Annotated in this window: 15 protein-coding genes; 8 read left to right on the top strand and 7 right to left on the bottom strand. The window is 69.8% G+C overall.

Translation table 11 applies throughout. From position 1 onward, the window contains the following. Positions 1–3: 3 nt before the first annotated feature. A complete protein-coding gene (locus tag E6C64_RS12670; protein ID WP_136427866.1) occupies positions 4–645 on the top strand; it encodes a TrmH family RNA methyltransferase in 642 nt (213 codons plus the stop codon). 55 nt (positions 646–700) lie between these two features. Here E6C64_RS12670 and E6C64_RS19540 read toward each other — a convergent pair whose 3' ends face one another. From E6C64_RS19540 to E6C64_RS12685, 3 genes are read right to left on the bottom strand one after another with little or no spacing between them, the layout of a single operon-like run. Then, positions 701–2,593, bottom strand: coding sequence for a YhgE/Pip domain-containing protein (locus tag E6C64_RS19540; RefSeq protein ID WP_136427867.1), 1,893 nt, complete (start codon positions 2,591–2,593; stop codon positions 701–703). Next, positions 2,590–3,285 (bottom strand): hypothetical protein, encoded by a 696-nt coding sequence (locus E6C64_RS12680; protein WP_136427868.1) that lies wholly within the window; start codon positions 3,283–3,285, stop codon positions 2,590–2,592. The genes E6C64_RS19540 and E6C64_RS12680 overlap by 4 nt, the downstream gene beginning before the upstream one ends. Continuing rightward, the gene (locus tag E6C64_RS12685; RefSeq protein ID WP_158437858.1) at positions 3,282–3,914 is read right to left on the bottom strand and encodes a TetR/AcrR family transcriptional regulator; all 633 of its coding nucleotides are present in this window, start codon (positions 3,912–3,914) and stop codon (positions 3,282–3,284) included. The genes E6C64_RS12680 and E6C64_RS12685 overlap by 4 nt, the downstream gene beginning before the upstream one ends. A gap of 85 nt (positions 3,915–3,999) precedes the next feature. On the opposite strand from E6C64_RS12685, the gene E6C64_RS12690 reads away from it, so the two are divergent. The 5 genes from E6C64_RS12690 (at position 4,000) to E6C64_RS12710 (ending at position 8,744) form a co-directional block, all read left to right on the top strand. Further along, entirely contained in the window at positions 4,000–5,286 is a 1,287-nt protein-coding gene (locus tag E6C64_RS12690; protein WP_136427870.1) for an adenylosuccinate synthase, read from the top strand. Between the two features lie 92 nt (positions 5,287–5,378). Next, positions 5,379–6,014: a GNAT family N-acetyltransferase gene (locus tag E6C64_RS12695; protein ID WP_136427871.1), complete on the top strand. Its 636-nt coding sequence runs from the start codon at positions 5,379–5,381 to the stop codon at positions 6,012–6,014. Between the two features lie 75 nt (positions 6,015–6,089). After that, positions 6,090–6,410, top strand: coding sequence for a chorismate mutase (locus E6C64_RS12700; protein WP_136427872.1), 321 nt, complete (start codon positions 6,090–6,092; stop codon positions 6,408–6,410). Positions 6,411–6,540: 130 nt separating this feature from the next. Beyond that, positions 6,541–7,176, top strand: coding sequence for a PadR family transcriptional regulator (locus E6C64_RS12705; RefSeq protein WP_233255612.1), 636 nt, complete (start codon positions 6,541–6,543; stop codon positions 7,174–7,176). After that, positions 7,173–8,744 carry a DHA2 family efflux MFS transporter permease subunit gene (locus tag E6C64_RS12710; RefSeq protein WP_136427873.1) on the top strand — a complete coding sequence of 524 codons (1,572 nt, stop codon included), beginning with the start codon at positions 7,173–7,175 and terminating at the stop codon, positions 8,742–8,744. Before E6C64_RS12705 ends, E6C64_RS12710 begins: the two co-directional genes overlap by 4 nt. A gap of 168 nt (positions 8,745–8,912) precedes the next feature. Here the strand turns inward: E6C64_RS12710 and purL are convergent, their stop codons facing one another. The 4 genes from purL to E6C64_RS12730 all read right to left on the bottom strand — a co-directional run bounded on the left by purL (position 8,913) and on the right by E6C64_RS12730 (position 13,212). Beyond that, complete coding sequence (purL, locus tag E6C64_RS12715; RefSeq protein ID WP_136428688.1) at positions 8,913–11,216, bottom strand: phosphoribosylformylglycinamidine synthase subunit PurL; 2,304 nt, start codon at positions 11,214–11,216, stop codon at positions 8,913–8,915. A 116-nt stretch (positions 11,217–11,332) separates the two neighbouring features. Beyond that, entirely contained in the window at positions 11,333–12,028 is a 696-nt protein-coding gene (gene purQ, locus E6C64_RS12720) for a phosphoribosylformylglycinamidine synthase subunit PurQ (protein WP_136427874.1), read from the bottom strand. After that, complete coding sequence (purS, locus tag E6C64_RS12725) at positions 12,028–12,279, bottom strand: phosphoribosylformylglycinamidine synthase subunit PurS (RefSeq protein WP_136427875.1); 252 nt, start codon at positions 12,277–12,279, stop codon at positions 12,028–12,030. The genes purQ and purS overlap by 1 nt, the downstream gene beginning before the upstream one ends. Before the next feature lie 105 nt (positions 12,280–12,384). After that, a complete protein-coding gene (locus E6C64_RS12730) occupies positions 12,385–13,212 on the bottom strand; it encodes a VOC family protein (RefSeq protein ID WP_136428689.1) in 828 nt (275 codons plus the stop codon). A gap of 247 nt (positions 13,213–13,459) precedes the next feature. On the opposite strand from E6C64_RS12730, the gene E6C64_RS19110 reads away from it, so the two are divergent. Both E6C64_RS19110 and E6C64_RS12735 read left to right on the top strand, forming a co-directional pair. Further along, positions 13,460–13,924 carry a DUF6220 domain-containing protein gene (locus E6C64_RS19110; protein ID WP_158437859.1) on the top strand — a complete coding sequence of 155 codons (465 nt, stop codon included), beginning with the start codon at positions 13,460–13,462 and terminating at the stop codon, positions 13,922–13,924. 22 nt (positions 13,925–13,946) lie between these two features. Further along, a complete protein-coding gene (locus E6C64_RS12735) occupies positions 13,947–15,905 on the top strand; it encodes a multicopper oxidase family protein (RefSeq protein ID WP_158437860.1) in 1,959 nt (652 codons plus the stop codon). Positions 15,906–15,964: the final 59 nt, after the last annotated feature.

The following is a 15,964-nucleotide window of genomic DNA, read 5'->3' on the forward strand; positions in this document are numbered from 1 at the left end:
GGCGTGGCCGATCCGTTCCCTCCCTCGACCCCGAGATCGCCGGAGCTGAGCACCAACGGGGTGGGCCCGTGGCCGGGCGAGTGGCCCACCGATCCGCGCTACGACCCGGAGCTGTTGGAGCGGGGCGACAGCCGCAACGTCGTCGACGAGTACCGGTACTGGACCGTCGAGGCGATCGTGGCGGATCTCGACCTGCGACGGCACCCGTTCTCGGTGGCGATCGAGAACTGGCAGCACGACATGAACATCGGGTCGATCGTGCGCAGTGCCAATGCGTTCCTCGCGGAGACGGTGCACATCGTGGGCCTCCGTCGCTGGAACAGGCGCGGCGCGATGGTCACCGATCGGTATCAGCATGTGATCCACCACCCGACGGTCGAGGATCTCGTGACCTGGGCGCGGGAGCGGGACGTCCCGCTCGTCGGGATCGACAATCGGCCCGGTTCGGTGCGGATCGAGACGACGCAGCTGCCCGAGCGCTGCATCCTGCTCTTCGGCAGCGAGGGCCCCGGTCTCACCGATGAGGCCATCGCCGCCTGCAGCACGCTCGTGGAGATCGGCCAATACGGCTCGACGCGGTCGATCAACGCCTCCGCCGCAGCGGCGATCGTCATGCACACCTGGATCGAGCAGCACGCCCTCTAAGCGGGGCGCGCTGCGGCTGCAACGACCGCGTGAGTGCCGCGGGGACGCCTCCGACCTAGTTGCCGCCGATCGGGGACGGCTGCAGGTTGCCGAGGGTGCGGAAGGTGGCCTGCTTCGCGGCGCCGACCACGACCACGACGAGGGCGCCGACCAGCCAGAGCACGAGCGGGACCACCGCCGCCAGCACCGCTTGCGACGTGCCGCCGTAGAGGAGCTGACGTATGCCGCTCACGGAATAGCTCATCGGAAGCGCGCTGTGCAGAGCGGCCAGCGGTGCGGGCAGGGTCTGCCACGGGAACGTGCCGCCCGCGGTGACCAGCTGGACGATCATCAGGATCAGCGCGACGAACTGCCCCGCGCCGCCGAGCCAGACGTTCAGCGCGAGGACGATGGCGGCGAAGGTGAGGGAGACGAGCAGCATGAAGCCGAGCAGGCCGACCGCGTTGGCCGGCTCGAGGTGCAGGCCCAGGGTCGCGACGAGGAAGACGATGACCATCTCCACGGCGCCGAGCATCGCAGGGGTCAGCCAGCCCGCGAGCGCCGTGCGGATCGGTCGACGGGCGGCGGTCAGCGCCTCCCGGGACAGCGGGCGGATGATGAGGAAGATCGCATAGATGCCGATCCACGCCGCGAGCGTGATGAAGAACGGGGCGAGGCCGGCGCCGTAGTTCTGCGCCTCGGTGATCGCCACCTGCTCGACCTCGACGGGATCCGCGATCGCGGCCGCGGTCGTCGCTCGATCGCCCGCGGTGGTCGCGGGAACCTGTGCGACTCCGTTGGCGAGAGACGAATCGAGCCGGCTGCTGCCGTCCGCGAGCTGCGCGGTGCCGTCGGACAGGCTGGCCGCTCCGCTCTGCAGCTGAGCTGCCCCATCGGCGAGGCCGACCGCGCCCGCGTCGGCCGCGGATACGGCGGAACTGAGATCGGCAGCGGCGGAGTCGAGCCGATCCGCGCCGGTGGCGACCTGCGCGGAGGCGGAGGTCAAGGTGCCGAGCCCCGAGGACAGCGCGCTCGACCCGGCGGAGGTCTGGGCGGCTGCGCTCGAGAGCGAATCGAGACCGGCGAGCAGAGGAGCGCTCTGCGATGAGGGGACTCCGGCCGCGGTGAATGCGGCCGCGATCTGGGCGCGCAGCTGAGGCGCGGAGGAGGCGATCTGCGCGGTGCCGGCCGAGAGAGCGCTCGCCGAGTCGGCGGCGGTGGCCACGCCGGAGGCGACCTGGCCGGCACCCGCGGCCAGCGAAGAGGTGGAATCGGGCAGCGTCGCGACCTCGCCCTCGAGCTGGTCGAGCCCGTCTCGCAGGCTCACCGCCCCGGCGGAGAGGTCGCTGGTGCCGGAAGCGAGAGCGGAGGCGCCGTCGGCGGCGCTCGCGGCGCCGTCCGCCAGGCTGCTCGCGCCGGATCCGGCGTCGACGAGACCCGTCCGCACCTGGTCGACGGCCTCGAGCAGGGTCTGCGACGCCTGCTTCGCGACGGTCGACGCGAGAGCGTTGCGCGCCGTCGTGGCGGCCTGCTTGGCGAGCGTGGTGCTGAGGTAGCTGTTGGTGTCGTCGGTGGTGAGCACCATCTGCGCCGTGCTCGGGGAGTCCGAGTCGGCCGAGGTCAGGTCGGCGGAGAACGACTCGGGGAAGGTCAGTGCGAAGGCGTACGTCCCGTCCTCGACGCCGGAGTGCGCCGTGGCGTCGCTGTTCACGATCACCCATCCGAAGGTGCCGTCGTCGATCAGCTCGTCGGCGACGTCCTGTCCGTAGTGCGCATCCGAGGTCCCCGAATCGTCGACGACGATCGCCGCGGGCACCTTGTCGAGATTGGCGTACGGATCCTGGTTGCCCCACAGGTAGAGGCCTCCGTAGAGCACGGGCACGAGCATGATCGCGCCGAGAGCGGCGCGGCCGAGCCGGGTCGAGGTGACGCGGGCGAGTTCCGCCCGCACGAGGGTGATGGCGCTCATCGCGTCCTTCCGAGCTGTATGTCGAGCGTGTCGCCCGCGCGGTCGCCGAAGACGTCGGATCCAGGATCCGCCGTGTCGGTGAGCGCCGCGTCGCGGGCGCCGAGCGAGACGAGCTCGTCGGCGGTGGGTGCGTCGGTGATGACGCCGACCAGCAGGCCGCGGTCCACCTGTACCTCCAGGGCGGGCAGCCACAGCGCGGGGTCGCCGCCATGTCGATGGGGTGCGACGAGGACGAGCGCGGCGATGCCGGGGCGGGAGGCGGCGAGGTCGATGAGCAGCGCGATCCGCTGCTCCGGGGCGAGCGACTCGACGAGATCTGCGGCTCGCGCCTTCAGACCGTGGCGATCGAGCACGCGCATCGCGTCGGGGCGCCGCGAGCGGTGACCGCCGAGGGCGAGCTCGGTCGCGACGGCGCGGTGCAGCGCGACGCCCGCCGGCGGCTCGGCGATCCCGGGGGCGTCGACGACGGCCACCAGCTTGCGCAGGCCGCGGGGGTCTCGGCGCCCGTCGAGGAGCACCTCGCCGGATGTCGGCTTCATCCGACCGCCGAGGAGGAGGCCGAGGCGCGTGGGGCGCGCGGTGCCGGTGGTGCGGATCACGCCGACGGCTCCGGATTCGAGAGTCATGGAGAGCGGTGGCAGGGCCGCCGAGGCGCCGGCCCCGATCGCTGCGTTCTTGAGCTGGATCCTCATCGGGTGGGCCCCGCCAGCTCGGGCGCCGACGCTGCGACGGCGGCCGCCTCAGAGGCGCTGAGGCCCAGCATGCCGAAGACCATCGCGATGACCAGGCGGTGGCCGGTGGCGGTGTCGAACTTCCAGCGGGCGCTCTCGTCGAGCACGCCGAGCGCCGCGTTCTCCACCAGATTCGCGAGCACTCCGGGCTGGACGTCGCGACGGACCGTGCCCAGGTCCTGGGCTTCGGTCACTGCGGTCAGCACGCGCAGCCGCAGTCCGGCGAGGGCGGCGGCGGTGGTGCGCGCGAACGGCCCGCGTGCGGCGAGGACCGCCATCACGCGGATGTCGGCGACCTCCCGCCAGAGCCCCGCGGCGATGATGCCCAGCCTCACGAGCGGATCCTCGTGATCGACCGAGCCGACCGCTGCGGCCACCCGGGCGGCGCCGTTCGCGATCAGCTCGCGGACGAGCTCATCCCTGCTGGCGAAGTGGCCGTACAGCGAACGGCGGGTGAGTCCCGCTTCGGCGGCGATGGCCTCGAGGCCCGCATCGGGGTCGGCGTTGAGGACGATGCGCGCGGCATCCAGGATGGCGGCGCGGTTCTCCACGGCGTCTCGGCGGAGGGGACGCGCTGCGGTGTCGGACATGTCCTCGATCGTACTAACTTGCACAGCGCTGTGCAAGTTGTCGGACCGATAGGCTGGTGATCGCTTCGGAGGAAAGGAAACCGCCATGCCCGCGGTCGTTCTGATCGGCGCCCAATGGGGCGATGAAGGCAAGGGCAAGGCGACCGACCTGCTCGGCAGCCGCGTCGACTACGTCGTCAAATTCAATGGCGGCAACAACGCGGGCCACACCGTGGTCGTCGGCGATGAGAAGTACGCCCTGCACCTGCTTCCCTCGGGAATCCTCAGCCCCGGCGTCATCCCGGTCATCGCGAACGGCGTGGTGGTGGACATCGAGGTGCTCTTCAACGAGCTGGACGCCCTCAGCGCCCGTGGCGTCGACGTCTCGCGCCTGCTGCTCAGCGCCAATGCGCACGTCATCACCGCCTACCACCGCACCCTCGACCGGGTCACCGAGCGCTTCCTCGGCAAGCGCCAGATCGGCACGACCGGCCGCGGCATCGGCCCGACCTACGCCGACAAGATCAACCGGGTCGGCATCCGCGTGCAGGACCTGTTCGACGAGGGCATCCTGCGTCAGAAGGTCGAGGGCGCGCTCGATCTCAAGAACCACCTGCTGGTGAAGGTCTACAACCGCCGCTCGATGTCCGCCGACGAGATCGTCGACGACCTCCTCGCCTACACCGACCGGCTCCGCCCCATGGTCGCCGACACCTCGCTCGTGCTGAACCGTGCGCTCGACGACGGCAGGACCGTGCTCTTCGAGGGTGGCCAGGCCACGATGCTCGACGTCGATCACGGGACCTATCCCTTCGTCACCTCCTCCAACGCCACCAGCGGCGGGGCGTCGACCGGCTCCGGTGTCGCCCCCGGCCGTCTGGATCGCGTCATCGCGGTCGTGAAGGCCTACACGACCCGCGTGGGTGCTGGTCCGTTCCCGACCGAGCTGAACGACGAGTCGGGGGAGTGGCTGCGCGGCCGCGGCTTCGAATTCGGCACCACCACCGGGCGCCCCCGGCGCACGGGCTGGTACGACGCTCCGATCGCCCGCTACAGCACCCGCATCAACGGCGTCACGGACTTCGTGCTCACCAAGCTCGACGTGCTGACCGGGCTCGAGACCATCCCGGTCGCCGTCGCCTACGACGTCGACGGCACGCGGGTCGATGAGGTGCCGGTGTCGCAGTCCGACTTCCATCACGCGGTACCGATCTACGAGGAGCTCCCGGGCTGGCAGGAGGACATCTCCGGCGCGCGCACCTTCGAGGATCTGCCGCCGGCGGCGCAGGCCTACGTGCTGGCGCTCGAAGAGCTCTCGGGCGCACGGATCTCGGCGATCGGCGTCGGCCCCGACCGCGAGGCGATCGTCGTCCGCCACGATCTGCTGGGCTGAATCCACCGCACAGCGGCAACTCGGTGGGCTGGTCGACTGCCGAGCGTGGTCTCGGTTCGACGTGGGTCCATCCGGGATGGGACGATGTGTCGGTGACCGCGGTGCAACCAGACCCCCAGGTACTCGAGGGCCGATTCATCCGTCTCGTCCCGCAGACGAAGGAGATGCTCCCCGAGCTCTTCGACGTGCTGGGCTCGGAGGTCGTCTTCCAAGGCGGCTGGGGCGGAGGACCTGCGGGATACACCACCACCCGCGAGCAGTTCGTCGAATTCGGCGAGCAGTACTTCGCCTGGGACACCGGCATCCCGTTCGCGGTGCAGATCATCGGCGGACCCGATGATGGCCGCATCGTCGGCACGACCACCCTCGGCGACTTCGAGCCGGCCGTGGAGCACGCCCACATCGGATGGACCGCGTATGCGCCATCGGTCTGGGGCACGGCGGTCAATCCCGAGGCGAAGCTCCTGCTCCTCGGTCTCGCCTTCGACAGCGGATTCGGTCGCGTCAAGATCCAGGCCGATGTGCGCAACACCCGCTCGCGGGCGGCCATCGCCGGACTCGGCGCCACCTTCGAGGGCATCGCGCGTCGTGATCGGCAGCGCGCCGACGGGACCTGGCGTGACTCGGCGGTCTTCTCGGTGATCGTCGACGACTGGCCCCGAGTGAAGGCCGGGCTCGAAGAGCGCGTCGCCCGTCACAGCGAGCCGGTGCGGCTCGGTCAGGTCTGAAGCACCCGGGCCGGCGGCCGGTCTGAATCTCCCAGGGCCCCGATCGCCCGAAGCCGCAGGCCGTAGGGTCGGATCATGAGTCTCAGCGACAGCCCGCTCGACGCCGCCGACCAGGCGGCGCTCGACGAGCTCCTCGATTTGCGTCAGAGCATCGACAACGTCGACGCCGCCCTCGTCCATCTGCTCGCGGAGCGCTTCCGGTTCACCCAGAAGGTCGGCGAGCTGAAGGCCGTGCACGGGCTGCCCGCCTCCGATCCCGATCGCGAGCGCCAGCAGACCAAGCGCCTGCGCGATCTGGCGGAGAGCGCGAAGCTCGATCCCGCGTTCGCGGAGAAGTGGTTCAACTTCGTCGTCGCCGAGGTCATCCACCATCACGAGGCGATCCGCGGCTCCTAGCTCCGTCCGAGCCGCCGCGGGTGGCGCCGCCGCGAGCATTTGCCATTCCCTTAGTCCATCCCGTATATTCCAACTGGAATAATCAAGTCGGGAGTCTTCCCGCGTCCTCCGTTCGACGGGAAGCACGCACGTGTCCGAGCTCAAGCCGCTGGAGACCGCTGTGCTGTCGGTCCTCCATGAGCGGCCGATGCATCCCTACGAGATGTACCAGCTGCTGGTCGCCCGAGCCGAGGACCGGCTCGTCAAGATCCGGCCGGGCTCGCTCTATCACGCGGTCGTCCGGCTGGCCGATCGCGGGCTGCTCGCCGAGGTCGGACGCGATCGCGAAGGCAATCGGCCGGAGCGCACGACGTACTCCCTCACCGAGGCCGGCCGCACAGCCCTCGTCGACTGGGTCGAGACCCGCCTCTCGGTGCCGACCAACGAGTACCCCGAGTTCCCGGTGGCCGTGGCCCAGATGCACAACCTGCCCGAAGGCGAGGTCGTGCAGGTCCTCGACCGTCGGCTCGTCGCCCTGCGCGCCGAGCTGGACTTCCACGGCGAGCTCATCGCGGCGCACACCGCGATCGAGCTGCACGAGCCCTACTGGCTCGACACCCGCTACCAGCACGCCATGCTCGCCGCTCAGATCCACTGGATCGAGCAGCTGCTCGACGATCTCAGGTCCGGCCGTCTCGTCTGGCAGGACCCCCAGCACCAGGTCGATCACGCCGAGACCGGCAGGCACGACATCTCCGACATCGCTCACGAAGGAGCATCCGCATGACCCACTCGGGTACGACCACCGCACTCACCACCGGCTCCGGCCGAGAGGTCCGACCGTGGCCGGCGCTCTGGTCGCTCGTCCTCGGCTTCTTCATGATCCTGGTGGACAGCACCATCGTGTCGGTCGCGAACCCCGCGATCCTGCGCGGCCTCGACACCGACATCAACTCCGTCATCTGGGTGACGAGCGCCTATCTGCTCGCCTACGCCACTCCCCTGCTCATCGCCGGACGGCTCGGCGACCGATTCGGCCCGAAGAACCTCTTCCTCATCGGCCTCACGGTGTTCACCCTCGCGTCCCTGCTGTGCGGCCTCGCTCCGACCATCGAGATGCTGATCGCCGCCCGCGTGCTGCAGGGTCTCGGCGCCGCCATGATGACGCCGCAGACGATGGCCGTGATCACCCGCATCTTCCCGCCCGACAAGCGCGGCGCGGCGATGGGCCTCTGGGGAGCGACGGCAGGCGTGGCGACGCTCGTCGGTCCGATCCTCGGCGGTGTCCTCGTCGACGGCCTCGGCTGGGAGTGGATCTTCTTCATCAACCTGCCGATCGGCGTGCTGGCCTTCGTGCTGGTCTCGCGCAACGTGCCCAAGCTGGCCACCAACACCCACCGCTTCGACTGGCTGGGCGTCGTCCTCTCGGCCGTCGGCCTGTTCCTGCTGGTCTTCGGCCTGCAGGAGGGCGAGAGCTATGACTGGGGAACCATCGCCGGGCCGATCTCCGTCTGGGGGCTCATCATCGCCGGCATCGTGGTGCTCGTCGGCTTCGTCGTCTGGCAGCGCTTCAACCGCGGAGAGCCGCTGCTCCCGCTCAGCCTGTTCCGCGACCGCAACTTCTCCCTGGCGAACGCGGCCATCACCACGGTGGGAGTCGCGATCACCGGCATGAGCCTGCCGATCGTGTTCTACTTCCAGACCGTCCGCGGACTGACCCCGACCCAGTCGGCGCTCATGCTCGTGCCGATGGCGGCGATCACCATCCTGCTGGCACCGGTCGTGGGCAAGATCATCGACCGGATCAACCCGCGCAACCTGGCGATCTTCGGCATGCTCGCGCTCGCCGGATCGTTCGTCTGGTACGCCGCCATCATGACTCCGGACACCCCCATCTGGCAGCTGCTCTTCCCCGCCGCCCTGCTCGGCCTCGCCAACGCGGGCATATGGGCGCCGATCTCCAACACCGCGACCCGCAACCTGCCGGTCAAGGTCGCGGGTGCCGGCTCCGGCGTCTTCAACACCACCCGGCAGATCGGCGCGGTCCTCGGCAGCGCGTCGATCGCCGCACTGATGGAGGGGCGCCTGTCCGCCGAGCTCGGCGGGGGAGCCGCTGGTGGCTCCGCGGACTTCGGCGGCGGCCAGCTGCCCGAGCAGCTGCAGGCGGGCTTCGCCGCCGCCATGGGCCAGTCGCTGCTGCTCCCCGCCGCGGCCGCGCTGGTGGGCGCGATCATCGTCGCGTTCTTCGCCAAGCCGACGTTCACCCAGAAGTGGTCGACCGACGGCAAGCCGGCGACCGCCGCCACGGCGGTCCAGGAGCCGGCCGCTGAGACCCCGGCGGGCTCGCAGGCCTGATTCCGTCGCCGAACTGCCCAGTTCTGCCGCCTAGGAAGCCTCCTGATCGGCAGAACTGGGCAGTTCGGCGTTGCGCACGGGGCGCCGCAGCGCCAGCACTGCCGTGCGGACAGAACACTGGCGTCGACGGCAGTGTTCTGTCCGCAGGACAGTGTCGGGGTGTGGGACCTACGCGAAGTGCGTGGGCAGGGTGCCCGACCAGCCGGCGCGGAGGTCGGCGAGCGAGATGTCGAACATGCCCTGCAGGTTGAGCGACGGCGCAGCATCGGGGAGGCCGTCGGTCACGCCGATCCGCTGCACGGGGTACCGGCGGGCCTCGCACAGGCCCACGAACCGCACGTCGTCCTCGCGTGGCACCGAGACGATGACCCGACCGGTCGACTCGCTGAACAGCGCGGTCGCCAGGTCGATGCCGTCGCGCTCGCAGAGCTCATCGAGGAAGATGCGCGCGCCGATGCCGAATCGCAGCGCGGACTCGACCAGCGCCTGGGCGAGTCCGCCGTCGGCCAGGTCGTGCGCGGAGCCGATGAGAGCTTCCTTCGTGCCGCCGTTGAGGAGCCCCGCGAGCTCCTTCTCGCGCTGCAGGTCGACTGCAGGAGGACGGCCGCCGAGATGTCCGTGCACGAGACCGGCCCATGCCGAACCGTCCAGCTCGAGCGACGTGATGCCGAGCAGGTAGATGTTGTGGCCCTCGTCCTGCCATCCGGACGGCACGCGGCGCGCCACGTCATCGATCACGCCGAGCACGCCGACGACGGGAGTCGGATGGATGGGCACGTTGCCCGTCTGGTTGTAGAACGAGACGTTGCCGCCGGTGACGGGGATGCCGAGCTCGAGGCAGCCGTCGGCCAGACCCTCGACCGACTTCGAGAACTGCCACATCACCTCGGGGTTCTCCGGAGAGCCGAAGTTGAGGCAGTCCGAGACGGCGACAGGCGTCGCACCGGTGACCGCGACATTGCGGTACGCCTCCGCGAGGGCGAGCTGGGCCCCCTGGTACGGGTCGAGATAGCAGTAGCGGCCGTTCGCATCGGTCGCCACGGCGAAGCCGAGGCCCGACTCCTCGTCGACGCGCACCATGCCGCCGTCGTCGGGGTAGCTGAGTGCGGTGTTGCCCATCACGTAGCGGTCGTACTGCGCGGTGATCCAGCTCTTGTCGGAGAGATTCGCACTCGCCGCGAGGGCCTGCACCTGCGCGGCCAGCTCCTCGCCCGCGGTGGGGCGAGCGAGGCCGGATGCCGAGTCGGCGTTGAGCTCGTCGATCCAGGTGGGGTAGGCGATCGGCCGGTCGTAGACGGGTCCGTCCACCGCGACGGTGCGGGGGTCGACGTCGACGATGGTCTCGCCGCGCCAGGTGATGATCAGGCGACCGGTGTCGGTGACCTCGCCGAGCACGCTCGTCTCGACCTCCCACTTGCCGACGACCGCCATGAACGCGTCGAGCTTCTCGGGACGGACGATGGCCATCATCCGCTCCTGGCTCTCCGACATGAGGATCTCCTCCGCGGTGAGGGACGGATCGCGCAGCAGCACCCGATCGAGGTCGACGGCCATGCCGCCGTCGCCGTTGCTCGCCAGCTCGCTCGTGGCGCAGCTGATTCCCGCTGCGCCGAGGTCCTGGATGCCCTCGACGAGATCGTCGCGGAACAGCTCGAGGCAGCACTCGATGAGCACCTTCTCGGCGAACGGGTCGCCGACCTGGACGGCGGGCCGCTTGGTCGGTCCGGACGCGCTGAAGCTGTCCGACGCGAGGATCGAGGCGCCGCCGATGCCGTCGCCGCCGGTGCGGGCGCCGAACAGCACGACCTTGTTGCCGACGCCGCGGGCGTTCGCGAGATGCAGGTCCTCGTGCCGGAGCACGCCGACGGCGAGGGCGTTCACGAGCGGGTTCGCCTGATAGACGCTGTCGAAGTAGGTCTCGCCGCCGATGTTGGGCAGCCCGAGGCAGTTGGCGTAGAAGCTGATACCCGACACGACGCCGTGCACGACGCGGGCGGTGTCGGGCGAGTCGATGGCGCCGAAGCGGAGGGCGTCCATCACGGCGACCGGGCGTGCGCCCATCGAGATGATGTCGCGGACGATGCCGCCGACGCCGGTCGCGGCGCCCTGGAACGGCTCGATGTAGCTCGGGTGGTTGTGGCTCTCGATCTTGAAGGTGACCGCCCAGCCCTCCCCCACGTCGATGACCCCGGCGTTCTCGCCCATCCCGACCATGAGGTTCTTGGTCATCTCGGGCGTGACCTTCTGGCCGAACTGACGCAGCCAGACCTTGCTGCTCTTGTAGGAGCAGTGCTCGCTCCACATCACCGAGTACATGGCGAGCTCACCGCTGGTGGGACGTCGGCCGAGGATCTCGCGGATCTTCAGGTACTCGTCCTCCTTGAGGCCGAGCGCCGCGTAGGGCTGCTCTCGCTCGGGGTTCGTCGCCGCGCGCTCGACGGTGTCGACGAGGGGTCCGTCGACGAAGGGCATGTCGATCTGCGCGGCGTCTGCCGGGCTGGATTCGACGGGGGAGGTTGTCACGGGTGGATGCTCCTCAGCACGCAGAGGTTCGAATCGGAGGATCGGGGGACGGCAGGGCCGTCGGGTCAGTGCGCGAGGGCGCTCTCGAGGGCGGAGCGGAACAGGCGGAGGCCGTCGACGCCGCTGCGCATCGCGTCGGCGGTGTCCGGTCCGAAACCGGGTTCGATGGCGTGCTCCGGATGCGGCATCAAGCCCACGACATTGCCGCGCTCGTTGCTGATCCCGGCGATGTCGTTCATGGAGCCGTTCGGGTTGTACCCGAGGTAGCGGAAGACCACACGGCCCTCGCCCTCGAGCCGCTCGATGGTGACGGCGTCGGCGATGTAGCCGCCCTCGCCGTTCTTCAGCGGGATGATGATCTCCTCGCCCGCGCTGAAGCCCGACGTCCACGTGGTCGACGTGCTCTCGACGCGGAGCAGCTGATCGCGGCAGACGAAGCTGCCCGCCTCGTTGCGGATGAGTCCGCCGGGCAGCAGGTGCGACTCGGTGAGCATCTGGAAGCCGTTGCAGATGCCGAGGATCGGCATGCCCTGTTCGGCGGCTGCGATGACCTCGGTCATGATCGCCGAGCGGGCGGCGATGGCGCCGCAGCGCAGGTAGTCGCCGTAGCTGAAGCCGCCGGGGAGAACGACGGCATCGACGCCCTGCAGATCGTGGTCGCCGTGCCAGAGCGCCACGGGCTCGGCATCGGCGAATCGGACGGCGCGCTGCGCGTCCCGGTCGTCCAGCGAACCGGGGAACGTGACGACCCCGATGCGCATCAGAGGGCGTCCGCGTGGATGCCGACGACGTCCTCGATGACCGCGTTGGAGAGGAGGGTCTCGGCGATGTCCTTGACCTCGGCGAGCACCGCATCGTCGACCGGGCCGTCGAAGGTCAGCTCGAAGCGCTTGCCGATCCGCACCGAGGAGAACGTGCTGCTGCCGAGGCGGGCGAGGGCTCCGGCGACCGCCTTACCCTGGGGATCGAGCAGTTCGGCCTTCGGCATGACTTCGACCACGATGGTGGGCACGGGAGCGACCTCTCTCGAATGCTGGGCTGCACGTCGCAGAACCCCCACGATCCTACCGAGGGTCGAGAACGGGCCGGCCGCTCCGGACCATGAGGAACGGCAGGGTCAGTCGACGACGACCTTCACCAGGTTGCTCCATGGATCGTCGAATGCGAGCTCCGCGCCCGAATCGCGCACAGCCAGCCGCTTGGCCGCCAGTCGCTCGCGCAGTGCGCCGAGATCGTCGGGGGAGCCGAGGCGGATTGTCACCTCGCCCAGGCCGAGCGCCGGAGTGCGCTGACCGGCGCCCGCGCTCTGCCAGGTGTTCATGCCGACATGGTGGTGGTAGCCGCCGGCCGACACGAAGAGGGCCTGGGGCCCGTATTCGGCGGTCATTTCGAAGCCGAGGGTGTCGACGTAGAAGGCCCGCGCGGTGGGGATGTCGCCGACCTTCAGATGCACATGGCCGACACCCGCAGCGCCGACCGGTCCCGTCTCGGCGAGTGAGTCCGTGAGGTTCTCGCTGAGGAATCGGTTCGGGTCGAGGTAGACGGTGCCCATGGCCACCCGGTCGCCCTGCCAGGTCCATTCCGACCGAGGGCGGTCCCAGTAGAGCTCCACGCCGTTGCCCTCGGGGTCGTCGAAGTAGAGCGCCTTGCTGACGAGGTGGTCCGAGCTCCCGGTGAACGAGCTGCCGTACTTCGTGGCGACCGAGTAGACAGAGGCGGCGAGATCGCCGGCCTCGGGGAAGAGGAACGCCGTGTGGTACAGCCCTGCCTGGCTGGGAGACGCGTGCTTGAGGGCCGACTCCTGTCGAAGGATCATCGACGGGACGGCGCCGCGGCCGAGGACGGCGTCGCTTCCCGACTGTGCGAGCAGCTCGAGGCCGATCCCATCGCGGTAGTAGCCCAGCATGGTGTCGAGATCCGCGACTCTGAGCGTCACCGCCCCCATCGCGGTGGCGGCGGAGAGGCTGTCTCCCGCCGAGTCGGCAGATTTGGTTGTCACGTCAATCACTTTAGGGGGAACGTCGAGCGGACGCGCACTATTCCGGCGCCGCGGTCCGCCCGGTCCTCTCTCGCCGAAGTAGGGTGCCAGCCCCCTTCCGTGCAGATTTCCAGGAGGCGTATGGTATGCGCCAACGGGTGCCGGAGACGGTGATCCCGGCAAGGCATCACCCTCGCTCGGAAAGGGATCCGACATGCGCAAGGTCTTCGTCGTCACCTCGCTGCTGCTCCTGGCGTCCGGCCTCGTCCAGCTCTATTTCGCCGCGTTCGGGGTGTTCAGCAAGCCCGAGAACTTCGACCCGCACGGGATCAACGGGTCGATCGTGCTTCCGGCCCTCGCCCTGCTGAACATCATCGGCGCGGCGATCGCTCGGGCGGGCGGCCGCACGATCGGGATGAGCGTCGTGCCGCTCGTCCTCATCCTCTTCCAGACGGTGCTCTTCATCATCACGGGGGCGATCTTCAACGTCGGACCCGAGAGCGAGACGGTCCCGCTGGGCGCCAGCATCCTGCTCGGACTTCATGGCCTCAACGGCCTCGCGATCATCGGAGTCAGCGGAGCGCTCGTCTCGCGGGCCTTCCGGCTCGATCGCACCGGCCGCGCGACGCGGGAGGTGGTGGACCTGCCTCCCGCGGTCGTGGGCCCCGGGGCGGTCTGATGTCACGGCGCCGCCCGACCCCGTGAGCACCTCCCTCCTCCTGCTCGATCTGGTCGTCGCAGCGGGTACGGCCGCCGCATGGGCGGCAGCCGCCGTGCTCGGCGCGCGGTCGCCCGGTCCGACGACCGGCCGCAGTTCGACGCTGCTGCTCGGCGCGGCCATGGTCCTGCTCGTCGGCCAGGGTGCGATCGCCGGGATCCTGGCGACCCGAGGGTGGCCCTTCGCGCAGGAGAAGCTCGCGTTCGCCATTCCGCTCCAACTGCTGACTGCAGGGCTCGCAGTGACTTGGGCGGTTCGCGAGAGGCGCCTCGGGTCGCGGGGACTCCTGCCGACGACCTCGGACGACCCCCCTGCTTCGGCCCCGAGCAGGTCCTTCGGCTCGCGGACCATCGCGGCTTTCGTGACCGCCGCCGCTGCGGCCGTCGCCGGCCTCGTGGCGCGGACCGTGGTCGGGTTTCCCCTCGAGCCAGCGCCTGCGGTGGTGCTCTGCCTGCTCGTCGCCTGCGCCGGGGTGCTGGCCTACGCGGTCCTGGAGCGGCGACCGGCTCGCGAGCGGACGGGAGCTGCTGCGATGCTCGGGCTGATCGCCATCGCCTCCCTCGGCGGAGCCTGGCTCAGCGATGTCGCGAGCCCGGGTGCCCTCGTCGACCATGCGCACGGCACGGCGCCGGCGGCAGTGCGAGCGGCGGACGCATCAGCGGGGCGGGTGTCGGTCGATGAGCTCAGGACGCCGGCGGACGCGCCCGGCGTCGTCCGGCACTTCGACCTCACCGCGCGCCAGAAGACGATCACATCCGCGTCCGGTGCGGCAGTGGACGCCTGGACCTTCGGCTCCCTCCCCGGCCCGGAGATCCGCGTTCGGGTCGGAGAGATCGTCGATGTGACGCTGCGCAACCGGGACATCACCGACGGCGTCACCCTGCACTGGCACGGCTATGACGTCCCCAACGGCGAGGATGGGGTGGCCGGTGCGACGCAGGATCCGGTGATGCCCGGCGAGTCATTCGACTACCGCTTCGTCGCGGATGAGCCAGGGACGTACTGGTACCACACCCACCAGGGCTCGCTCGAGGGAATCGCGCGCGGGCTGTTCGGCGCGCTCATCGTCCTTCCGTACGATGGGGTTCCCGAGGACGTGGACATCCTGGTTCCCCTGCACACCTTCGCTTCGTCGGTGTGGCTCGGCGGCAGCGACATCCCGCGCACCGAGGACGTCGCATCCGGCGAGTCGGTGCGTCTGCGGCTGATCAACACCGACCAGCTGCCTCGCCGCCTGCGGCTCACCGGCGCGGACTTCCGGATCGCCGCCGTCGACGGCCGCGACCTGACGGGAGGCTCGTCCGTGCGCGACGAGGCGGTGCGGATCCCCGCGGGCGGCCGGATGGATCTCGTCGTCACGATTCCCGATGGCGGTGTGCTCCTCACCACCGACTCGACCACGCGCGTCGCGCTCGGCATCGGGCCGCGAGGGTCGACGCCCCTCGACCTCTCGGTGCAGAAGGCGGGCGGCGATCTCGACCTGCTGGCGTACGGCACCCGCGAGTTCGACGTGCCAGCCGTTCTGCGGGACGAGTCGATGGTGCTCGACCAGCTCCCGCGGTTCGTGAACGGGGCTCCGCTCAACGCGTACACGGTGAACGGCTCGGTGTTCCCGCACATCGAGAGCATCGAGGTCAGCGAGGGCGACGTGATCCGGCTCACCGTGGTCAACCGGAGCCGTGACACCCATCCGATGCACATCCACGGACATCACGTTCTCGTGCTCTCCCGCAACGGCATCGCCGCGACCGGAGCCACTCTGTGGCTCGACACCTTCGACGTGCAGCCGGGAGAGACCTGGCAGGTGATGCTGATCGCCGACAACCCCGGCATCTGGATGGATCACTGCCACAATCTCGAACATGCCGCGCAGGGCATGATGATGGCCCTCGCCTACGACGGCGTCACCACTCCCTACGAGCACACCCGCATCACCGGCTGACAGCTCGCCCAGCAACGCGAGCTGCCCAGTTCTGTCGCCTGGAATGCGTCTCAGGCAGC

This window comes from Naasia lichenicola, assembly GCF_004801885.1.
Classification (GTDB): Bacteria; Actinomycetota; Actinomycetes; order Actinomycetales; family Microbacteriaceae; genus Naasia; species Naasia lichenicola.